Genomic DNA, 17,989 nt, shown 5'->3' with positions numbered 1-17,989 from the left:
CTCCATGACCTGTTCGCCGACAAGCCGGCGCCTGCGGGAGAGGGAGCCGGATCAGGCATGGGACCAGCGTCGGTGCAGGCCACGGGCAAGGGCGTCGAGGGCAAACCCGAGCACGCCGATCAGCAGCACCATGGCCATCAGTTCCGAGTAGGCCAGGCGGTCCCGGGTGTCGAGGATGAAGTAGCCCAGGCCGGCGCTGACACCGAGCATTTCGCAGGGCACCAGGACGATCCAGAGAATGCCGATGGACAGTCGCACCCCGGTCAGGACATGCCCCACCACCCCGGGCAAGATCACCTTGCGCAAGGTTTCCCAGCGGGTGGCGCTGAGGCTGCGGCTCAGTTGCAGCCAACGCGGGTCCAGTTGACGCACGCCGGCGGCGGTGTTGAGCAGGATCGGCCACAGGGCGGCAAACGCCAGGAGGAAGTAGATCGGTTGGTCCCCTACCCCCATCAGCATCACCACCACGGGCATCCAGGACAGCGGCGAGATCATCCGCAAGAACTGGAACGCCGGGGTGGTCGCCGCCTCCAGGTGCCGATAGCTGCCCACCAGCAGGCCCAGGGGCACGCCGATCAGCAAGGCCAGGAGCAGCCCTACCAAGATGCGCTTGAGGCTCACCAGCACATGCTCATACAGCTCGCCGCGCCCCAGCAGTTCCACCAGGCTGGCGAAGGTCGCCTCGGGGGAGAAACGCGCCGCCAGGCCGTTGCCGTCCCCCAGCAGGTGCACCCCCAGCCACCAGCCCAGCAGCAGGCTCAGCAGCCCCGCCAGGCCCAGGACCCAATGGCTCAGGGAGGAAGGTTGCTTGCCCATCAAAGACCAAACTCCTCGCTGCGTTCGAAGCTGTCTGCCAGACCGAACGCCTTGAGCCCGCCCACTGCGGCGATGGCGTTGCGCACAAAGCGATCGTCCACCAGGTCCTGGGCGGTGTGCGCCGGGTCGAGGTTGGCGAGAAAGCCCTTGTCGCCCTCGATCAGGGTGTCCTTGAGGCGCTTGACCAACTCCTCGGTGTAACTGGGAAATGGATACGGCTGGAAGTCGATGCGCGACTCGTCCCAGTGGCTGTGCTGGATCGCGCCGCTGGCCAGATAAGCCTCACGGTCGCTGGCCGCTGGCGCCAGCACTCGATTGAGCACCTGAGGCGCATGGGGCGTGTAGCGATTGCTGCCGTCCTTGGACAGCAACTGCGCAGCCTCGGCGCGGTGGTCCCGGGTCCAGAGCTGGGCCTTGACGATGGCGTTGACTACTTTCTGCGACCACTCGGGGCGGTTGTTCAGGTCGTGCTCATGCATGAACACCACGCAGCAGGCGTGATTGCGCCAGACATCCCCGGTAAAGCGCTGTACCCGCCCCACCTTGAGCTCTTCGGCCAGGGCGTTGAAGGGCTCGGCGACGATGTAGCCGGCAATGCGCTGGCTGGCCAGGGCCGGCGGCATGTCCGATGGCGGCAGCACCAGCAGGTTGACCTCGTTGGCGCCCAGGGCGCTGCCGGCGGCCTTGCTCACCGGCACCAGGCCACTGTCGCGAAACAGTTGCTGCACAACTACGTTGTGGATCGAGTACCAGAACGGAATCGCCACCGACTTTCCCGCCAATTGCTTGATCTCGGTAATGCCTGGGGCCACGGTCAGGCCGGAGCCGCCGACACGGTTCCAGGCCACCACCTTGGCCGGCACCCGGCTGCCGTAGCGGGCCCAGACGGTCATCGGCGACAGCAGGTGAATGACATTGACCTGCCCGGAAATGAACGCCTCGATCACCTGCGCCCAGCTGCGCAGCAGCACCGGGCGTTCGGCCTTGATGCCCTCGGCCTCGAACAGGCCGTTGTTGTGGGCCACCAGCAACGGCGTGGCGTCGGTGATCGGCAGGTAGCCGATGCGTACCGGCGCATCCGGCTCCTGGGCGGCGCGGGCGTGCAGGCTGTTGAGCAGCGGCAAGGCGCCGCCGGCGGTCAGCAGCGCGCTGAGTTTGAGGAAGTCACGACGCGTGTGAGTGAAGTCGTCCAGGCACATGGTCAATCTCCGACGGTGCAGGCAATGGGGAATTAAGGGGGTTGCGGCTCGCCCGCCGAAGGGTTTTGAGAATCTCGATACGCAAGGCGCCCAGTTCCTCGATCCGTTCGGCACGGGGCGCCGGCAGGTCGATGTACCACTGGCCGAGGGTGCGCGCCGGGCTGTTACCCAGTAGCAGCACCCGATCGGACAACAGCAGGGCTTCGTCGATGTCGTGGGTGATCAGCAGCGCAGCCGTGCGGTGCTGGCCGATCACCTTGAGCAGCAGTTGCTGCATGTCGGCCCGGGTCACCTCGTCCAGGGCGCCGAAGGGTTCGTCCAACAGCAAGACTTGCGGCTGCCGGGCCAGGCAGCGGGCCAGGGCCGTGCGCTGGGCCATGCCGCCGGAGAGCTGGGCCGGGTACTGTCGACGGGCATGGTCCAGGCCAACGGCGGCGATGGCGTGGTCGATACGGGCCTGACGCTGCGCCTGGCTCAGGTGCGGCTGGCGGGCAAAATCCAGGCCGAAGGCGACGTTGTGCTCCAGGGTCAGCCAGGGCAACAGGCTGGGGTCCTGGAAGGCCACCGCGACCCGAGGATGAGGACCGCTGAGCACCTCGCCCAACAGGCTGACCTGCCCCTTGTGGGGCTGCTGCAGGCCGGCCAGGACCCGCAATAGGCTGGACTTGCCGACCCCGCTGGGGCCGAGGATGGACACCACTTCGCCGGCTTGCAGTTGCAGCTCGAAGTCTTCCAGCACCGCGTGCCAGCCCTCGGCCCCGGGATAGCCCAGGCTGATGTTCTGCGCATTCAACAACGCGCTCATGCTGCGTTACGCGCCTGGCGCTGCAGTTCGGCACGCAATTGCACCAGGCTTGGCGTGACGATGGGCACAAAGGCCGACTCGCGCCAGCGCCGGGCAAAGCCGCTGCCGAATTCATTGAGGTAGGCCTTGCCACCGCTGGCCTGCAACTCCAGTTGCACGGCGTTGGCAGTGGCCTCGGCCAAGGCGATGCGCACCCGGAACAGCGCTGCGGGCTGGGTCAGGAAACGCCCGTCGAGCAGACCCTCCTTGAGCTCGGCAACGGTCTGTTCCAGGTGCTGGCGCTGCTCGTGCAACGGCTCCATGAGAATCGAGCGGGCGCCCTGGACATGGCTTTCCACTTCCCTGAGGGCCCGGCGCGCCAGGCCGATGGCCAGGGCACATTGCAGACCGAGAAAGGCCGGGCGCACGGCCGGCAGGAAGACTCGGGCGTCCTCGTGCAGCAGCCAGTCTCGCGGAACCTGCACCTGACTCAAGTCCAGGGCCGCGGTGTTGCTCGATTGCAGGCCCATCAGTTGCAGATCGTCGGAGCGCTGCAGCCCCGGCAAGGCATCGGGGATCGCCAGGATAAAGGGCGCACCGCCCTCCTCGTGCTCGATGGCCGCCGCCACCACAAAACCGCTCTTGCGCAGGTTGGTGACCCAGTGCAGGCGGCCGTTGAGGCTCCAGCCCTGGCCCTGGCCCTGGTCCCGGGCCTTGACTTGCAGCGCCTCGATCCCGGACAGGAATTTCATGGCGTTGGACAGCCCGGTGGCCCCGGCCAGCTCGCCACTGAGCAACGAGGGCAGCAAGCGCTCGCGCAGCGCCTGGTTGGGACTGTGCAGCAGGTATTCGATAAAGGCCCGCTGGCCCCAGAACACGAAGGCGGCCGCCAGGGAGTGACTGGCCACCGCGGCCATGACTTCCAGGGCATCGGTCAGGTCGCCGCCGCTGCCCCCCAGTTCCTGGTCGATGCCGACCCGCAGCACGTCGGCCCCGGCGAGGCGAGCGAGTACCTGCTGGGGATCGCAGTGACCCTGGTCCAGCGCCTGGGCCTGGGCATCCAGCCATTCACTCAAGTGCGCACTGAGCATGTGGTTTTCTCCTTGAAGGGGGCGCCGTTGGATAACCGGCGCCTTGAATCATTGACCTTGGACCGACCAGCGATACTGGGCCAGCTCGGGGTTCAGTTCGGTCCCGGCGAACACGTTGGCAAAATTGCACAGGGTCGCCAGGCTGATGCCCAGGATCACTTCCAGGGCGTTGCCTTCGCTGTACCCTGCGGCCTTGAACTGGGCGTAGCCCTGGTCGCTGACCTTGCCCCGGGTGGCGATCACTTCCCGGGCGAAGGCCGCCAGGGCTTCCAGACGGGCCTCGGGCAAGCTGCTCTGCTCACGCAGGGCGCTGATCACCGGGTCCGGGAGTTTGGCCTTGTTCAGGGCCACCGCGGTATGACCTGCGACACAGAAATCGCAGCCATGGGTGGTGGCGGCGATCAACTGCACCACTTCCCGCTCCGCCAGGCTCAGATCAGCCTTGGCGTTGAGGCCCGAGACCGTGACGTAGGTCTCCAGGGCGGCCGGGGCGTTGGCCAGGATGCCCAGCAGGTTGGGAATGTAGCCGGAATTTTTCAGGGCATTTTCAAGAAATGGCCGGGCGGCTTCTGGGGCGCTATGCAAGGTGTGTAGAGTGACGCGGGACATGGAGTGGACTCCTGGTATGTAGGTGTGCGTCAAGTCTGTTGGTTATAAGAATTCCTATCCATATTCTAAAGTAGCGATTACTTGCTCCTGAGTGTTTCCCTTAGATGATTTCATCAAGCCCCTTGGTTGATTGGTTATTAGAAGGCCTGGAACTGGATGCCAGCCTGTTTCATGTCGGGCGTTACTGCGGTGGCTGGCACGCCAGCACCCAGGGGCTGGCCCGGGCCAGTTTCCACCTGATCGTCCAGGGCCATTGCTGGCTGCACATCGATGGCGTGCCCGAGGCGCTGCGCCTGGACGCCGGAGATGCGGTGTTTCTGCTACAGGACCTGGGCTATCGACTGTCCAGCGCCCAGCAGTCCGCAGTGGCGCAACAACTGCCGCGCATGGCCATGACGGCCCTGGATTCCAGCGCCCAGGATGGCGTGGGCCTGGTCTGCGGCTTCTTCCACTTCAAGTCGGGATTGTCTTCGCTGATCATCGACGGCTTGCCGGGCTGGCTGATCCTGCGGGCCGGCGATCCGTCCCTCAGCGCCGCCCGTGCGCTGTTCCAACTGATTCTCGACGAGTGCCAGCGCACCCCGGCACCGTCCTCGGCCTTGCTGGAGCGTCTCAGCCACCTGCTGTTCCTCTATGTGCTGCGCCAACAGGTCAGCGACAACCAGGACCTCGGCGGCCTGGTGGCCCTGGCTCGGCACCCGGGATTTGCCCCGCTGCTGGAACAGTTGATCCAGCAACCCGGCCAGCCCTGGCCCCTGGAAAGCATGGCGGCCCTGACCGGGCTGTCGCGTTCGGCGTTCTTCAAGCGTTTCAATGAACTGGCCGGGCAGTCCCCGGGGCAGGTGCTGCTGGCCCTGCGCATGCGCCACGCCTGCCAGTTGCTCAAGGCCAACCAGACCGTGGAGCAGGCGGCGGCGAGCGTGGGTTATCAATCCATCGCCGCCTTCACCCGGGCCTTCACCAAGGCCGTGGGCCTGAAGCCCGGGGCCTATCGCAAGCAGCATGAAGGGCGCTGAGTTGCACCCGCACAGGGTTTAACGGCGGTGCGCCAGGGAGCGCACCAGCCTGTCGCCGCCGCTCTGTACTCCCTGCACCAGCAACACCAGGACCAGCACCGTGGCCACCATGATCTGGTTGTTGAAACGTTGATAGCCGTAGCGGATCGCCAGGTCGCCCAGGCCGCCGCCCCCGATGACGCCGGCCATGGAGGAAAAGCCGATCAGCATCACCAGGGTCAGGGTCAGCCCCGCCAGCAGTGCCGGCAAGGCCTCCGGCAGCAGCGCCTTGAAGATCACATGGCCGATATGCCCGCCCATGGCCAGGATCGCTTCGATCCGCCCCTTGTCCACCTCATCCAGGGCGTTCTCGACGATCCGTGCAAAAAATGGAAAGGCGCCGATGGTGATGGGCACCACCGCTGCGGTGCTGCCCAGGGTGGTGCCGACCACCAGCCTGGTCAGGGGAATCAAGGCGATCAGCAGCACCACAAAGGGCAAGGAACGTCCCAGATTGACCAGGGTGCCCAGCAGGCGATTGATCCGCGGCATGGGGCGCAGACCGCCCTTGCGGCTGACGAACAGCAGCACGCCCAGAGGCAAGCCGATCAGCACCGTGAACAGCGAGGCCAGGAGCACCATGTACAGGGTCTCGCCGGTGGCGTTTATCAGCAGTTGCGCCAGTTCCTGCCAATCAATACTGCGGTTCACAGGCGTTCACTCCGGATGCCGCGCTGGGCCAGGGCCGTCAGCAGTTGCTGGAATTTTCCGACGTCGGCACCGGCGGCAGCGATGCGCAGGCGCCCTACCCGCCGGCCGCCCACCGACTCGACCCCGCCAGCCAGCACCTTGAGCTCCAACGCCTGCTGGCGACTCAGTTGCGCAAGCAGCGGCGCGGCACGCTGGTTGTCAAAAAATGTCAGCTCGGCCTCGGGCTGGCTGCCGTTGAACGGCAGGTTGTAGCCCGGCAGCAAGGCGCGACCCAGGGCCGATTGCGGGTCTGCAAGCAGTTGGGCAATCGCACCGCACTCCAGCAACCGGCCCTGGGCCAGGGAAGCGGCATGGCTGCAGATGGATTTGACCACCTCCAGCTCGTGGGTGATCAGCACGATGGTCAGCCCCAGCTCGCGGTTGATTTGCGCCAGCAGTTGCAGGATCGAGGCGGTGGTTTCCGGGTCCAGGGCGCTGGTGGCTTCATCCGAGAGCAGATAACGGGGGCCGGCGGCCAGGGCTCGGGCAATGCCTACCCGTTGCTTCTGGCCACCGGACAGTTGGGAAGGAAAGGCCCGGGCCTTGTCGCTCAACCCCACCAGGTCCAACAGTTCGAGGACCCGGGCTTGTCGCTGCGGTTTGCCCAGGCCGGCGATTTCCAGGGGCACGGCGACGTTGTCCTGCACCGTGCGTGAATGCAGCAGGTTGAAGCCCTGGAAGATCATGCCGATGCCCTGGCGCTGCCTGCGCAGCTGGCCTTCGGACAGCGTGCCGAGGTCCTGGCCATCGATCAGGATGCGCCCGCTGCTGGGGCGCTCCAGCAGGTTCAGGCAGCGCAACAGGGTCGACTTGCCGGCACCGCTGCGGCCGAGAATGCCGTAGACCGCGCCGTCGGGAACCGTCAGTGACACCCGATCCAGGGCCGGCGGCTGGCCTTCGCCATAGACCTTGCTGACCTGCTCCACCTGGATCATGGCTGGCGGTCCGCGACCGGAATCACCGAACCCTTGTAGGACTCGGTGATGTACTTGGCCACTTCAGGAGAACGCAGGTCCTTGGCCAGCTGCCGGATGCGTGGGTCGTCCTGCAGTTGGGGGGTGGTCACCAGGATATTGGCGTAGGGATTGTGTTCGGCCTGTTCCAGCCCCAGGGCATCCTTGGCTGGCACCAGGCCCGCTTCCAGGGCGTAGTTGCCGTTGATCACCGCCAGGTCGACATCTTCCAGGGCCCGGGGAATCTGCGGCGATTCGATTTCCAGGATCTTCAACTGCCTGGGGTTGTCGGCGATGTCCTTGGGATTGGCCTGGTCACGGGCCGGATCGCTGAAGCCGGGCTTGAGGCGGATCAGCTGGTAACTCTGCAACAGGTACAGGGCGCGGCTCAGGTTGGTGACATTGTTGGGCACCGCCACTGTGCCGCCCTGTGGTACCTGATCGAAGCTCTTGTGCCGCTGGGAGTAGATGCCCAGGGGTTCGATGTGCACGCTGGCGGCCACCGCGAACGGCTGGCCCAGGGCCTGTTCCTGGGACTTGAGATAAGGCAGGTGCTGGAAGTAGTTGGCGTCCACATCGCCGTGGGCCAGCAACTCATTGGAGTTCACGCCGTTGGGAATCTCGATGATCTGCAACGCCAGTTGCGGGTCGAGCTTCTGCACATACGCGAGGATCTGCGCGTGGGGCACCGGGTCTGCCGCGACCCGCAACGGCTGCGCGGCAACCGCCGGCAGAAGGTGACCCAGGCCGGCCAGCAGCGCCAGGGCAAACAGGTTCTTGTTCAACATGGTTATGTCCTTGGGTCGGCGAATCGGGGTCAGGCACTCAAAGCCTTGGGGACCAGGGCATCGGGGTAGAAGCGCTGGGCGACATCGGGGTGGGAGCGCAGGCGGCCCTTGAGGTAGTTCCAGCCCACTTCACGAAACAATGGGTTGTCCGGATCGCTGGCCGGGCCCCGGGCTTCCTGCAACAGGGCTGCGGGCAAGGGGTACAGCGGCACTCGGGCGTCCAGTTGGGCGCCGAGGAAAAAGGCAATCGACAAGCGATCGCGGTCCGCCGGTGGCGAGAGCACCCGGTGCACCGTGGCCCGCAGGTAGCCGTGGGTGGCCAGTTCCAGCAGCTCGCCGATGTTTACCACCAGGGTGTTGTCCCTGGGGAGTGCGTCGATCCAGCGGCCCTCTTGCACTTCCACCTGCAGACCGGCCTGCTGGTCCTGCAGCAAAAAGCTGAGGAATCCGGAATCCTTGTGGGCGCCTACGCCCTGGTTGCTTTGTCCCGGGGCGCGGCCGGGATAGCGGATCAACTTGATGTGTTCGTTGGGCCGCTCGCCGTACAAGGGATCGAAAGCATGCTCCGGCAATGACAGGGCCTGGGCAAAACCTCGCAGCAGACGCAGCGACATGCCGGTCATTGCCTGCTGCCACTCCAACAACAGGGGCTTGAAGTGCGGCAACTGTGCCGGCCACTGATTGGGACCTTGCAGGCGGGCCCAGGGTGGACTTTGCGGGTCCAGCGGCAAGGCCTGGCGCTCGGCACCCAGGTCGAACTGCTCCCGCAGGTCCGGCTGGCCTCGGGTAATCTCCGAGGCCGCACGGTTGTAGCCGCGAAAATGCGGCGAGTGGATCATGCCCACCGCCGCCTTGTCGGCGTCGGGCAAGGCAAAGAAGGCCCGGGCCTGATCCTGCACCCGACGCAGCAGGCCACTGTCGATGCCGTGCCCGGTGAGGTAGAAGAACCCGACGTCCCGCGCCGCCTGGCGCAGGCTCTGGAGAAAGGCCTGGCGCTGCTCCGGGCGCCCCTCCAACTGGCTCAGGTCGAGCACAGGTAACGCGGTGATATCCAGCGAGTGCGGCATGTTTCACTCCCCTGTGAATTGACGACGTCCGAGGTGCGTGTCTCAGAGCTTGGCGATGGACACTTCAGTGGACTTCACGAAGGCGATCACTTCACTGCCGATCTTCAGTTCCAGGTCGCGCACCGAGCGGGTGGTGATCACCGAGGTGACAATGCCCGAAGCGGTCTGCACGTCGATTTCCGAAACCACCTGGCCTTCGTGGATCTCCTTGATCACGCCTTTGAACTGGTTGCGTACGTTGATCGCTTGAATGGTCATGCTGAAAATTCCTCTGCTGGCACCGGACTCTGGAATTGAGCGGCTGGTGACAAACATGCACCTTTAGCCAAAGCCCTCAAAGGAATAAATAATTAGAATTTTATGCATTTTAGGAATATATGATTTCCACCCTCGCCCTGGGCTTGGCGGGCCTTGACCGCCGCCCATGGCTTTGTTTCCCTGTGCCCTCCCCATCCGACTCGCTACAGATCCCAGGAGACAGCATGCGCACGCTCGAGCTCGCGGACACTCAGGTTCCGGTCATTGGCCAGGGCACTTGGCGCATGGGGGAGGATCGCCGGCAGCGGGATCAGGAAATCGCCGCGCTGCGCAGCGGAATCGAGCTGGGCATGACCCTGATCGACACCGCGGAGATGTACGGCGAAGGCGGCGCCGAGGAGGTGGTCGGCCAGGCCATTGCCGGGCGCCGCGATCAGGTGTTCCTGGTGAGCAAGGTGTATCCCCACAATGCCAGTCGCAAGGGCCTGCCTTTGGCCTGCGAACGCAGCCTGCAACGCCTGGGTACCGAGGTCATCGACTTGTACCTGCTGCACTGGCGCGGACAGTATCCGCTGGCGGAAACCGTCGAAGCCTTCGAACAGCTGCGCGAAGCCGGCAAGATTCGCCGTTGGGGGGTCTCCAACTTCGACGTGGCTGACCTGGAGGAACTCGATGCACCGGCCTGCGCCACCAATCAAGTGCTGTACAACCTGGGGTCGCGGGGTATCGAGTTCGACCTGTTGCCCGCCTGCCAGCAGCGACGGATGCCGCTTATGGCCTATTGCCCGATCGGCCAGGGCGGCGCCTTGCTGGCCGAACCGGTATTGCAGCAGATTGCCCGGAACCACGGGGTTACCTCAGCCCAGGTGGCCCTGGCCTGGTTGCTGCGCCAGGACCAAGTGCTGGTGATTCCCAAGGCAGTGCGCCCGGCGCACCTGCGGCTCAACGCCCAGGCCGGTGAACTGCAACTGGAACCCCAGGACCTGCAAGCCCTGGATCAAGTGTTTACTCCGCCCCGGCGTAAACAGCACCTGGAGATGGTCTGAAACCGCTGTAACGGAATAAGAAACTCTCGACATCAGGAAAAGTTACAAAAGACTAGTTGCAAGAAAATGGCTGATAGGAAAGTTGCTGTTTCAGACAAACAACTAAGTTCCAGATGAACATAAACACCACAAAGCTACTTTGTACCCAGCTATTTAAGAATTGTCTGATCCCTGGTTGGCATGCCCCACAATTACAGTTGGCGGATGAGATTAAAAAGCTACCTGCATCAGATCAATCCCCTTTTTTCCAGTCCTGAAGCAGCCCGTCGGCTGCTTCGTGTCGTGGCGCTGATTTTTTTGATCGGCTTGCTGGGTGCCGTTTACAACTTCTTGCGTTCAAGTATCAGCAACGAGTTGTCACAACGGCGCAGCTACATGAGCAGCGCCATTGCCGAAGCCCAGACTTTCTTCACCAGCCGTGAAGCCCTGCTGGAAAGCCTGAGCCTGTCCGCCGTACACAAATCCCGGCAGAACGAGGCCTACGAGCCCAGTGCCGACCCAGCGGAGGAAATCCACTTGCATCTGGGTGGGCCGGAGGGAAACCAATGGGGGATCTGGCTTACCCAGCGCATGCGCGACTATCTCAAAAGCAAACAGTTGAACCTGCTGTATGTCCCCGGCGGCGAACAATCCCAAGTGCAACGGCTGTTCAGTACCCAGCCTGAATCGGCGTATCTGCCCGGACCGCTGCTGGCCAAATTGGCCACGCTGAAGTTCTCCGAAGTCCCGCCGGGTGAAGAGTTGTGGTTGATGGATCACTCCTCGGGCACTGCCCAGTTGTACATTTTCACCCGCCTTGACGAGCGCTACGCCAACTCTGGCTGGCTGGGTCTGGAGATGGACGGCAAGAGTGTCTCCGCGGCCCTCAGTGACCAGAGCGCCGGGGATTTCATGATGTTCAATTCCCACGGCGGGCTGATTTTCAGCAGCACCCCCAGCGCACAACTGAGCGAGGACGTGCAGCAGGTCAAGGGCGGCAGCTTCTTCGGCTTTCTCGGCGGCCGCTGGTGGCCCGACCATCTGGTGATCCGCAAGCAACTGGGGTCATCGGACTGGCAACTGGTGTACTCCTTCGACTTGCACAATCTGCTCAAGAGTCTTTGGCCGCAATTGTTTGTAGCCTTGCTCATCAGCCTGTTCGGCATGGCACTGATCGGTTTCTTGACCCACTGGGTCGAGGTGCGCCTGATCGCTCCAGCGCTGGACCGGATCCAAGCCTTGATCGAAAGCGAAGCTTTCAGTCGCGACGTGATCCAGATCGCTCCGGTAGCCCTGTGCGTACTGCGCCGCAGCGATGGCCGGGTGGTGCTGGAGAACACCCTGTCTCAGCAGTGGCTGGGCAATGGCACCGAGCGCGATCAACTCTGTGCCGGCTGGATCGAACAGGCCTTCGATCCCAACCGCCCCAATAGTTCGGATTACTTTGAAACCGCCGATGGCCGCCATCTCTATCTCAGCTCGGCACCGACCCGCTACAACGGCGAGGACGTGCTGTTCTGTGCCTTCAGCGATATCAGTGCACGCAAGCAGATCGAAGCGGCCCTGGAAGAAGCCAAACGCCTGGCCGATACCGCCAACGAAGCCAAGACGCTGTTCCTGGCCACCATGAGCCACGAAATCCGCACACCGCTGTACGGCGTGCTCGGCACCCTTGAACTGCTCTCACGAACCCACCTGGACAACCAGCAAAAGGATTACCTGCGGGCCATCGAAGGCTCCTCCGGCACTCTGCTGCAACTGATTTGCGACGTGCTGGATGTGTCCAAGATCGAGGCCGGGCAGTTGGCCCTGGAACTCAGTGAGTTTTCCTCCCTGGATCTGGTGCACGAGATCATCCAGGGCTATGCCGCTGCCGCCCACGCTAAGGGACTGCAGTTCTATGCTTGCGTGGACCCACAGTTGCCGGAAATTCTTCTTGGTGATGTCACACGGATCCGCCAGATCCTCAGCAACCTGCTGAACAACGCGGTCAAGTTTACCGACTCAGGACGTATCGTCCTGCGAGTCCGGGTGGACAGTCGTGACGGCGAACGCAGCAACATCCTCTGGCAGGTATCTGACACTGGCCGTGGCATCGCCCAGGACGACCAGGCGCTGATCTTCGAACCCTTCTACCAGACCGAAGGCAACACCAATGTCATCGCCGGCACGGGCCTGGGCCTGCCGATCTGCCAGCGCCTGACGCAGTTGATGAACGGCAACATCCGCATGGTCAGCGAACTCGGACTGGGCAGCAGCTTTACCCTCACCCTGCCCCTGGAAGCCTGCCCCATGGTGTCCCACACACCGCTGATCAGCCCGCTTTTGCCGGAGATGATCTATGTGGTGTCCCCGGTCCGCGAACTGGCGGAATCCGTGGCCGGGTGGCTACGGCGCTGGGGCGCCCGGGCCCAGTTCAGCCTGCCCACGCAGTCGGATCGCAGCCGCGGCAACGTGCTGATCGAGCTGCACCCGGGGATCGTCGAACATCGCCTGGAGCCCGATTGGCAGGGCCCTCTGGTGCTCGCCAGTGGTGACGGCCACAACGAACCGCGGATCCGTGGCGGCAGCTGGCAGGTGAACACCAACAACCTGCGGGCGATCCACCAGGCGGTGAGCCAGGCACAGGGCGTCTGGGTGGCCCAGAGCGAGGAACATACCGACAGCCGCGAACTGAAAAAACTCAGCCTGCATGTGCTGGTGGCCGAAGACAACGTGATCAACCAGTTGATCCTCAAGGACCAGTTGGAGGAGCTGGGCTGCAGCGTGGAACTGGCCTCGAACGGAGAAGATGCCTTGTCCATCTGGAGAAACGGGCACTTCGACGTGGTGTTGACTGATGTGAACATGCCGAAGCTCAACGGCTATGAACTGGCCAAGGAGCTTCGACGTCAAGGCTGTTCGATCCCGATCATCGGGGCGACGGCCAATGCAATGCGCGGAGAAGAAGAGCTCTGTCTTGCAGCCGGGATGAACCACTGCCTGGTCAAGCCCTTTGCATTAAGAGCGTTGTTCAACTATCTGGCGCCCTATGAAAGAGCCCCTCATGAAGTCCTGTAGCATTTTGATCGTCGAAGATCAGCCGTTTCAGTACATGTACCTGCAACACTTGTTCAACGAGCTGGGGCCTTACCAGCTGGAGGTCGCGAGCAACGGTTCCGAGGCTCTCGAGCGTCTCAAGCAACGGCATTTCGATCTGGTACTGACAGATCTGCTGATGCCTGGCATGGACGGTGTGCAGTTCATCCAGGGCCTGGCCAAGCACCGCGTACGCCCGGCCCTGGCAATCATGAGTGCCTCCTCCCGGCGCATGTTGATGGGCGCCAGCCTGGTGGCTCGAAACCTGGGCCTGCGGGTCATAGGCTTGATTTCCAAACCCGTGAGCCTGGCGGCACTGCGCAGCCTCACCGCGCAGCTACCGGAGCTGATCAGCAGCGAGCCGCCGCCAGCGATCTGGGTCGAGTGCAGCACTGAGACCCTGCAACACGCCCTGCGCAATTCGCAGATTCAAGCCTGGTTCCAGCCCAAGAAAGCCCTGAACAACGGCCGCATCGTCGCCGCCGAGGCGCTGGTGCGCTGGATGCACCCGCAACACGGCATGCTGTTGCCCTGCGACTTTCTACCGGAACTCACCGAGGCGGGACTCGAAGAGGAGCTGTTGTGGCTGATCCTCGAACAGGCTCTGGAAGCTCAGGTGCGCTGGCGGGAAGACGGCTATGACATTCCGGTGTCGATCAATCTGCCAACCCACCTGCTCAACAGCTCCGACCTGGCCGATCGACTGCATGACTTCGTGATCCAGCGCCAGGGCATACCCGGCAAGATCTGCTTCGAGCTGATGGAGTGCTCCACTCCGGAACACATCAGCAACTTCTACGCCGGTGCCTGCCGCCTGCGCATCAAGGGTTTCGGCCTGTCCCAGGACGATTTCGGCAAGGGCTACAGCTCCTACATGAATCTGGTGTCGACGCCCTTTACCGAGCTGAAGATCGATCGGGCTCTGGTCCAGGGCTGCCACAACAACGAGGAAATCGCCCAGGCCCTGACCAGCATCATTGCGCTGGGCCGCCAACTGGGCCTGACAGTGGTCGCCGAGGGCGTGGAGAGCGCACAGGAACTGGCCCTGCTGCGCAAAATCGACTGCACCCAGGTGCAGGGCTTCCTGATTTCCCACGCGGTGTCCTCGCAACAGTTTCAACAACTACTGGCCCAAGACGGACCAGCGACCCTGTACTAGCCGATGAGCCCTTTGCTCACCCACGCAACCTTCACTCATCGCTGACGGCCTTGCTTCAGAGAGAGGAATCTCGGAATCGAGGCCCTTATATGCATTTGGGAATTCAGTGATGAAATACCGCGACACCTTCCTGGAGAGTCTCAGTCGAAGCTCGATCCGGTTGAACAAGGGTCTGTTGATTCTCGCGGGCCTGACGCTGCTGCTGTTCACCCTTCTCTACTGGGCCGCCCAACGCCTGATCAATGAACAGGACAGCACGGTAAAGCTGCATTTCACCGGACTGATGGAAAACATCCAGGAACAAGAGCTGTTCCTCCGGCGCCTGGCCAGTCACCCGTCCATACAGGCATTGCTGGCCGACGAACCCACTGCGCAGTATCTGCAGCAGCCCCTGCCCAGCGAGGGAGAAACCGCTTACGAAGGGCAACAAGCGCCCTATTCGACGCCTTTCAGCCTGAACTTCAATCACCAGCAACTGGCCGCCAGCGAGCTGCCCAAGGTGTTCGCCCTGGGCATGCACCTGTCGACGTTCTACGGTGCCTTCTGGTCCACCTCGCACTATCAAGCACCACGCACCTTCCTCTTCAACACCTTCGGCAACTTCGACATCAGCGTTCCCGCGGCGCGGCACACCCGCGGCACTCCCTGGAACAGCGACATGCCCTACAGCAGCGTGGTGGATAGGGTCCTGCGGCACCTGGCAGTGAAGAACAACGACCTTCCGAACAATCAGGTCTACTGGGAAACATACAATGTGCCGGCCTCGGCGCAGGTTTCCCCCAAGCTGCTGGCCTACATCAGCCTGCATACAGGGCCGCAACAGTTGCGCACCCAGGGCACGCACGAGTCGATGGTGGTCGCCTCGCTGCTGAACCTGGACGAAGTCAATAACATCGAGCGCCTCATGAACTGGTCGATCTATGACGACTTCACCCTGATCGAACCTTCCGGCAGCATCCTCACCGGCTCCCACGTCCGTGCCGACGCCCTGCACGAGGGCCTCAACTTCGGCTGGCAAGGGATGGTCTTCAAGGTGACGAGCCACACCCCGGCGCTCTGGACCGGGATCTACAGCATCAGCTACAAGAGCTACTTCGGCTACGCCCTGTGGACCCTGGCAGGCCTGCTGACCCTGGCCCTGGGCGCGTTCTTCAGCGGCTGGGCCGCCAGTCGCTGGTATCGCAACAAGGTAGTGACGCCGGCGCAACTGGCGCACCAGAGCATTGCCGAGAGTGAAGCCTTCAGCCGGGTGGTACTCGACACCGCGCCCACGGGCCTGTGTGTGGTGCGTCGGGAAGACTTCAAAGTGCTGCTGGAAAATCGTCAGGCCGAACAATGGCAAGGCACGACAAAACTGCTGGCCCTGCTGCAGCAGGACCAGCGCTTGATGGACAACGACGAGACCAGCCTCGATGTCGACGGACGCCATTTGCAGGTTGGCCTGGTCTCGACCCGCTACCAGGGCCAGGAGGTGCTGCTCTGCACCTTCAACGACGTCACCCAGCATGTCGAGGACGCCCAGGTACTGGAACAGGCCAGGCGTTCGGCGGACGCGGCCAACGAAGCCAAGACCCTGTTCCTCGCCACCATGAGCCACGAGATCCGTACCCCGCTCTATGGCATGCTCGGCACCCTTGAACTGCTGGGCCTGACCCAACTGGATCCGCGCCAGAGCGATTACCTGCAAACCATCCAGCGCTCCTCCAGCACCTTGTTCCAACTGATCAGCGACGTTCTCGACGTCTCCAAGATCGAATCCGGGCAGATGAGCATCGACCCGGAGGCGTTCTGCCCCCTGGACTTGGTAGAAGATGCCTTGCACGCCTACGCCGCCTTTGCCGAACGCCGCGGGCTGCTGTTCTACGCCTGCATCGACCCGAGCCTGCCGGACCTGATGCTGGGGGACGCCAACCGTATCCAGCAGATTCTCAGCAACCTGCTGAGCAATGCGATCAAGTTCACCGATTGCGGCCGGGTGGTACTGCGCGTCCGGGTACTGGAGCAGGACGCGCGCCAGGCCAGCATCGAATGGCAAGTCACCGATACAGGGATTGGCATCTCGCCCTTGCAGCAACCCCAGTTGTTCGACCCCTTCTATCAGGTCCGCGACGCTTCCAGCGAAGCCGGGGCCGGGCTGGGTCTGACGATCTGCCAGCGCCTGAGCGACATGATGGGTGGGCAGATGCAGGTCATCAGCGAGCCAGGGCTGGGCAGCAGCTTTTCCCTGCGCCTGACCCTGCAACGCCTGCCGGGGACCTTGTCGCGAGCCGAGCCACTGCCCGAAGGGCCGCCTGTGTATGTCCGCGCACCGGTGCCGGAACTGATGAAAAGCACGTGCGACTGGCTCAACCGCCTGGGGGTCCAGGCCTATCCGCTGCCCACCAGCTGGGATGACAACCCCCAGAGCAACGTCCTGATCGACATGCTGCCCCGAGACGCCCAGCCCACCTGGCCCGGCCCCTGCGTCAGTGCCAGTTCCAGCGGTCGTTGGCACAGCAGCAGCTTGCAGCCGGCGCACTGGGAGGTCGACGCCCACGACATCCGTGCCATCGCCCAGGCCGCAGCGCTGGCCCGCCAGGGACAGCCGCCGCATCTGGCACAGCGCGAACCCGACACCTTGCAATGCCTGAACCTGAACATCCTGGTGGCGGAAGACAACCCCATCAACCAGGCCATCATCAAGGAGCAGCTGGAGGCCCTGGGTTGCCAGGTAACCCTGGCGGCCAATGGTGAGCAAGCCCTGGAACAGTGGCTGCCGCAACGGTTCGACATCGCCTTGACCGACGTCAACATGCCGGTCATGAACGGCTACGACCTGGCCAGAGAGTTGCGTCTGAGGGAGCCGGAACTGCCGATCATCGGCGTCACTGCCAATGCCTTGCGCGAGGAAGGCCGCCGTTGCCTGGCTACCGGAATGAACAGCTGGATCGTCAAGCCCATGAGCCTGCAGACCCTGCGGGGGCAATTGTCGAAACTCTGCCAGGTGCCCGGCAAAAGCGCCCCGCTCGCCGCCAGACCTGGGTTGCGAAGCGAAAACCGGCCCGTGTCACCCCACCCCGTCAGAGACCGTATTCAGGTCTCGGAGCGGATGCGACCGCTGTTTCTCAGCACCATGCACGATGACCTGCAACGGCTGGCCAAAGCCCTGGAAACCGGCTCCGGCAAGGCGGCGGCCGAGCGTCTGCACAGTATTGCCGGGGCCATGGGGGCGGTGCAGGCCGGGGCGCTGGCCAGGGCCTGCGCCGAACTGGAGTGCCAATTACTGGAAAACACCCTGAGCCCGACACTGGTAGCTCAAGTCAGGCAACTGATGCAGCACTTGTCGGAACTCCTGTTGCCCCTTGAATAATGGGTGGCAGGGTTTAATGTACCGTCAGTCTCATGTTTCTTTACTCATTTGCGTATTACACGGGTGTG

General features: G+C 63.2%; 15 protein-coding genes. 5 read left to right on the top strand and 10 right to left on the bottom strand.

Features of this window, described 5'->3' with window-relative positions:
* Positions 1-51: 51 nt before the first annotated feature.
* Genes PFZ56_RS20250 through PFZ56_RS20230 form a run of 5 tightly spaced genes read right to left on the bottom strand, consistent with a single transcriptional unit; the run spans position 52 to position 4,499 of the window.
* The gene (locus PFZ56_RS20250) at positions 52-816 is read right to left on the bottom strand and encodes an ABC transporter permease (protein ID WP_102879424.1); all 765 of its coding nucleotides are present in this window, start codon (positions 814-816) and stop codon (positions 52-54) included.
* The gene (locus tag PFZ56_RS20245; RefSeq protein ID WP_394304417.1) at positions 816-2,015 is read right to left on the bottom strand and encodes an ABC transporter substrate-binding protein; all 1,200 of its coding nucleotides are present in this window, start codon (positions 2,013-2,015) and stop codon (positions 816-818) included. Before PFZ56_RS20245 ends, PFZ56_RS20250 begins: the two co-directional genes overlap by 1 nt.
* Positions 1,981-2,820, bottom strand: coding sequence for an ABC transporter ATP-binding protein (locus PFZ56_RS20240; protein WP_170003801.1), 840 nt, complete (start codon positions 2,818-2,820; stop codon positions 1,981-1,983). Before PFZ56_RS20240 ends, PFZ56_RS20245 begins: the two co-directional genes overlap by 35 nt.
* On the bottom strand, positions 2,817-3,890 hold the full coding sequence (locus tag PFZ56_RS20235; protein WP_170003803.1) for an acyl-CoA dehydrogenase family protein: 1,074 nt from the start codon (positions 3,888-3,890) through the stop codon (positions 2,817-2,819). Before PFZ56_RS20235 ends, PFZ56_RS20240 begins: the two co-directional genes overlap by 4 nt.
* Before the next feature lie 48 nt (positions 3,891-3,938).
* Positions 3,939-4,499: a carboxymuconolactone decarboxylase family protein gene (locus tag PFZ56_RS20230; protein WP_170003805.1), complete on the bottom strand. Its 561-nt coding sequence runs from the start codon at positions 4,497-4,499 to the stop codon at positions 3,939-3,941.
* A gap of 104 nt (positions 4,500-4,603) precedes the next feature.
* Here PFZ56_RS20230 and PFZ56_RS20225 point away from each other — a divergent pair, with 104 nt between their 5' ends.
* Entirely contained in the window at positions 4,604-5,515 is a 912-nt protein-coding gene (locus PFZ56_RS20225) for an AraC family transcriptional regulator (protein ID WP_170003807.1), read from the top strand.
* Positions 5,516-5,533: 18 nt separating this feature from the next.
* Here PFZ56_RS20225 and PFZ56_RS20220 read toward each other — a convergent pair whose 3' ends face one another.
* Genes PFZ56_RS20220 through PFZ56_RS20200 form a run of 5 tightly spaced genes read right to left on the bottom strand, consistent with a single transcriptional unit; the run spans position 5,534 to position 9,310 of the window.
* On the bottom strand, positions 5,534-6,205 hold the full coding sequence (locus tag PFZ56_RS20220; RefSeq protein WP_123390960.1) for a methionine ABC transporter permease: 672 nt from the start codon (positions 6,203-6,205) through the stop codon (positions 5,534-5,536).
* Positions 6,202-7,179, bottom strand: a complete 978-nt coding sequence (locus PFZ56_RS20215; protein ID WP_170003809.1) for a methionine ABC transporter ATP-binding protein — start codon at positions 7,177-7,179, stop codon at positions 6,202-6,204. Before PFZ56_RS20215 ends, PFZ56_RS20220 begins: the two co-directional genes overlap by 4 nt.
* Complete coding sequence (locus tag PFZ56_RS20210; RefSeq protein WP_170003811.1) at positions 7,176-7,985, bottom strand: MetQ/NlpA family ABC transporter substrate-binding protein; 810 nt, start codon at positions 7,983-7,985, stop codon at positions 7,176-7,178. Before PFZ56_RS20210 ends, PFZ56_RS20215 begins: the two co-directional genes overlap by 4 nt.
* Positions 7,986-8,014: 29 nt before the next feature.
* Entirely contained in the window at positions 8,015-9,052 is a 1,038-nt protein-coding gene (locus PFZ56_RS20205; protein ID WP_102879433.1) for an isopenicillin N synthase family oxygenase, read from the bottom strand.
* Positions 9,053-9,094: 42 nt separating this feature from the next.
* The gene (locus tag PFZ56_RS20200; RefSeq protein WP_102865121.1) at positions 9,095-9,310 is read right to left on the bottom strand and encodes a molybdopterin-binding protein; all 216 of its coding nucleotides are present in this window, start codon (positions 9,308-9,310) and stop codon (positions 9,095-9,097) included.
* Positions 9,311-9,534: 224 nt separating this feature from the next.
* Between PFZ56_RS20200 and PFZ56_RS20195 the strand changes: the two genes are divergently transcribed.
* The 4 genes from PFZ56_RS20195 to PFZ56_RS20180 all read left to right on the top strand — a co-directional run bounded on the left by PFZ56_RS20195 (position 9,535) and on the right by PFZ56_RS20180 (position 17,921).
* On the top strand, positions 9,535-10,356 hold the full coding sequence (locus PFZ56_RS20195; protein ID WP_170003813.1) for an aldo/keto reductase: 822 nt from the start codon (positions 9,535-9,537) through the stop codon (positions 10,354-10,356).
* Positions 10,357-10,560: 204 nt separating this feature from the next.
* Positions 10,561-13,395, top strand: a complete 2,835-nt coding sequence (locus PFZ56_RS20190) for an ATP-binding protein (protein ID WP_170003815.1) — start codon at positions 10,561-10,563, stop codon at positions 13,393-13,395.
* The gene (locus PFZ56_RS20185) at positions 13,382-14,572 is read left to right on the top strand and encodes an EAL domain-containing protein (protein WP_110651613.1); all 1,191 of its coding nucleotides are present in this window, start codon (positions 13,382-13,384) and stop codon (positions 14,570-14,572) included. Before PFZ56_RS20190 ends, PFZ56_RS20185 begins: the two co-directional genes overlap by 14 nt.
* Positions 14,573-14,681: 109 nt before the next feature.
* Positions 14,682-17,921, top strand: a complete 3,240-nt coding sequence (locus PFZ56_RS20180; protein WP_170003817.1) for a hybrid sensor histidine kinase/response regulator — start codon at positions 14,682-14,684, stop codon at positions 17,919-17,921.
* Positions 17,922-17,989: the final 68 nt, after the last annotated feature.

Origin of the sequence: Pseudomonas danubii (assembly GCF_042980055.1) — a bacterium.
In the GTDB taxonomy this organism is placed as follows: domain Bacteria; phylum Pseudomonadota; class Gammaproteobacteria; order Pseudomonadales; family Pseudomonadaceae; genus Aquipseudomonas; species Aquipseudomonas danubii.
This window is presented reverse-complemented; position numbering and strand designations above follow the sequence as displayed.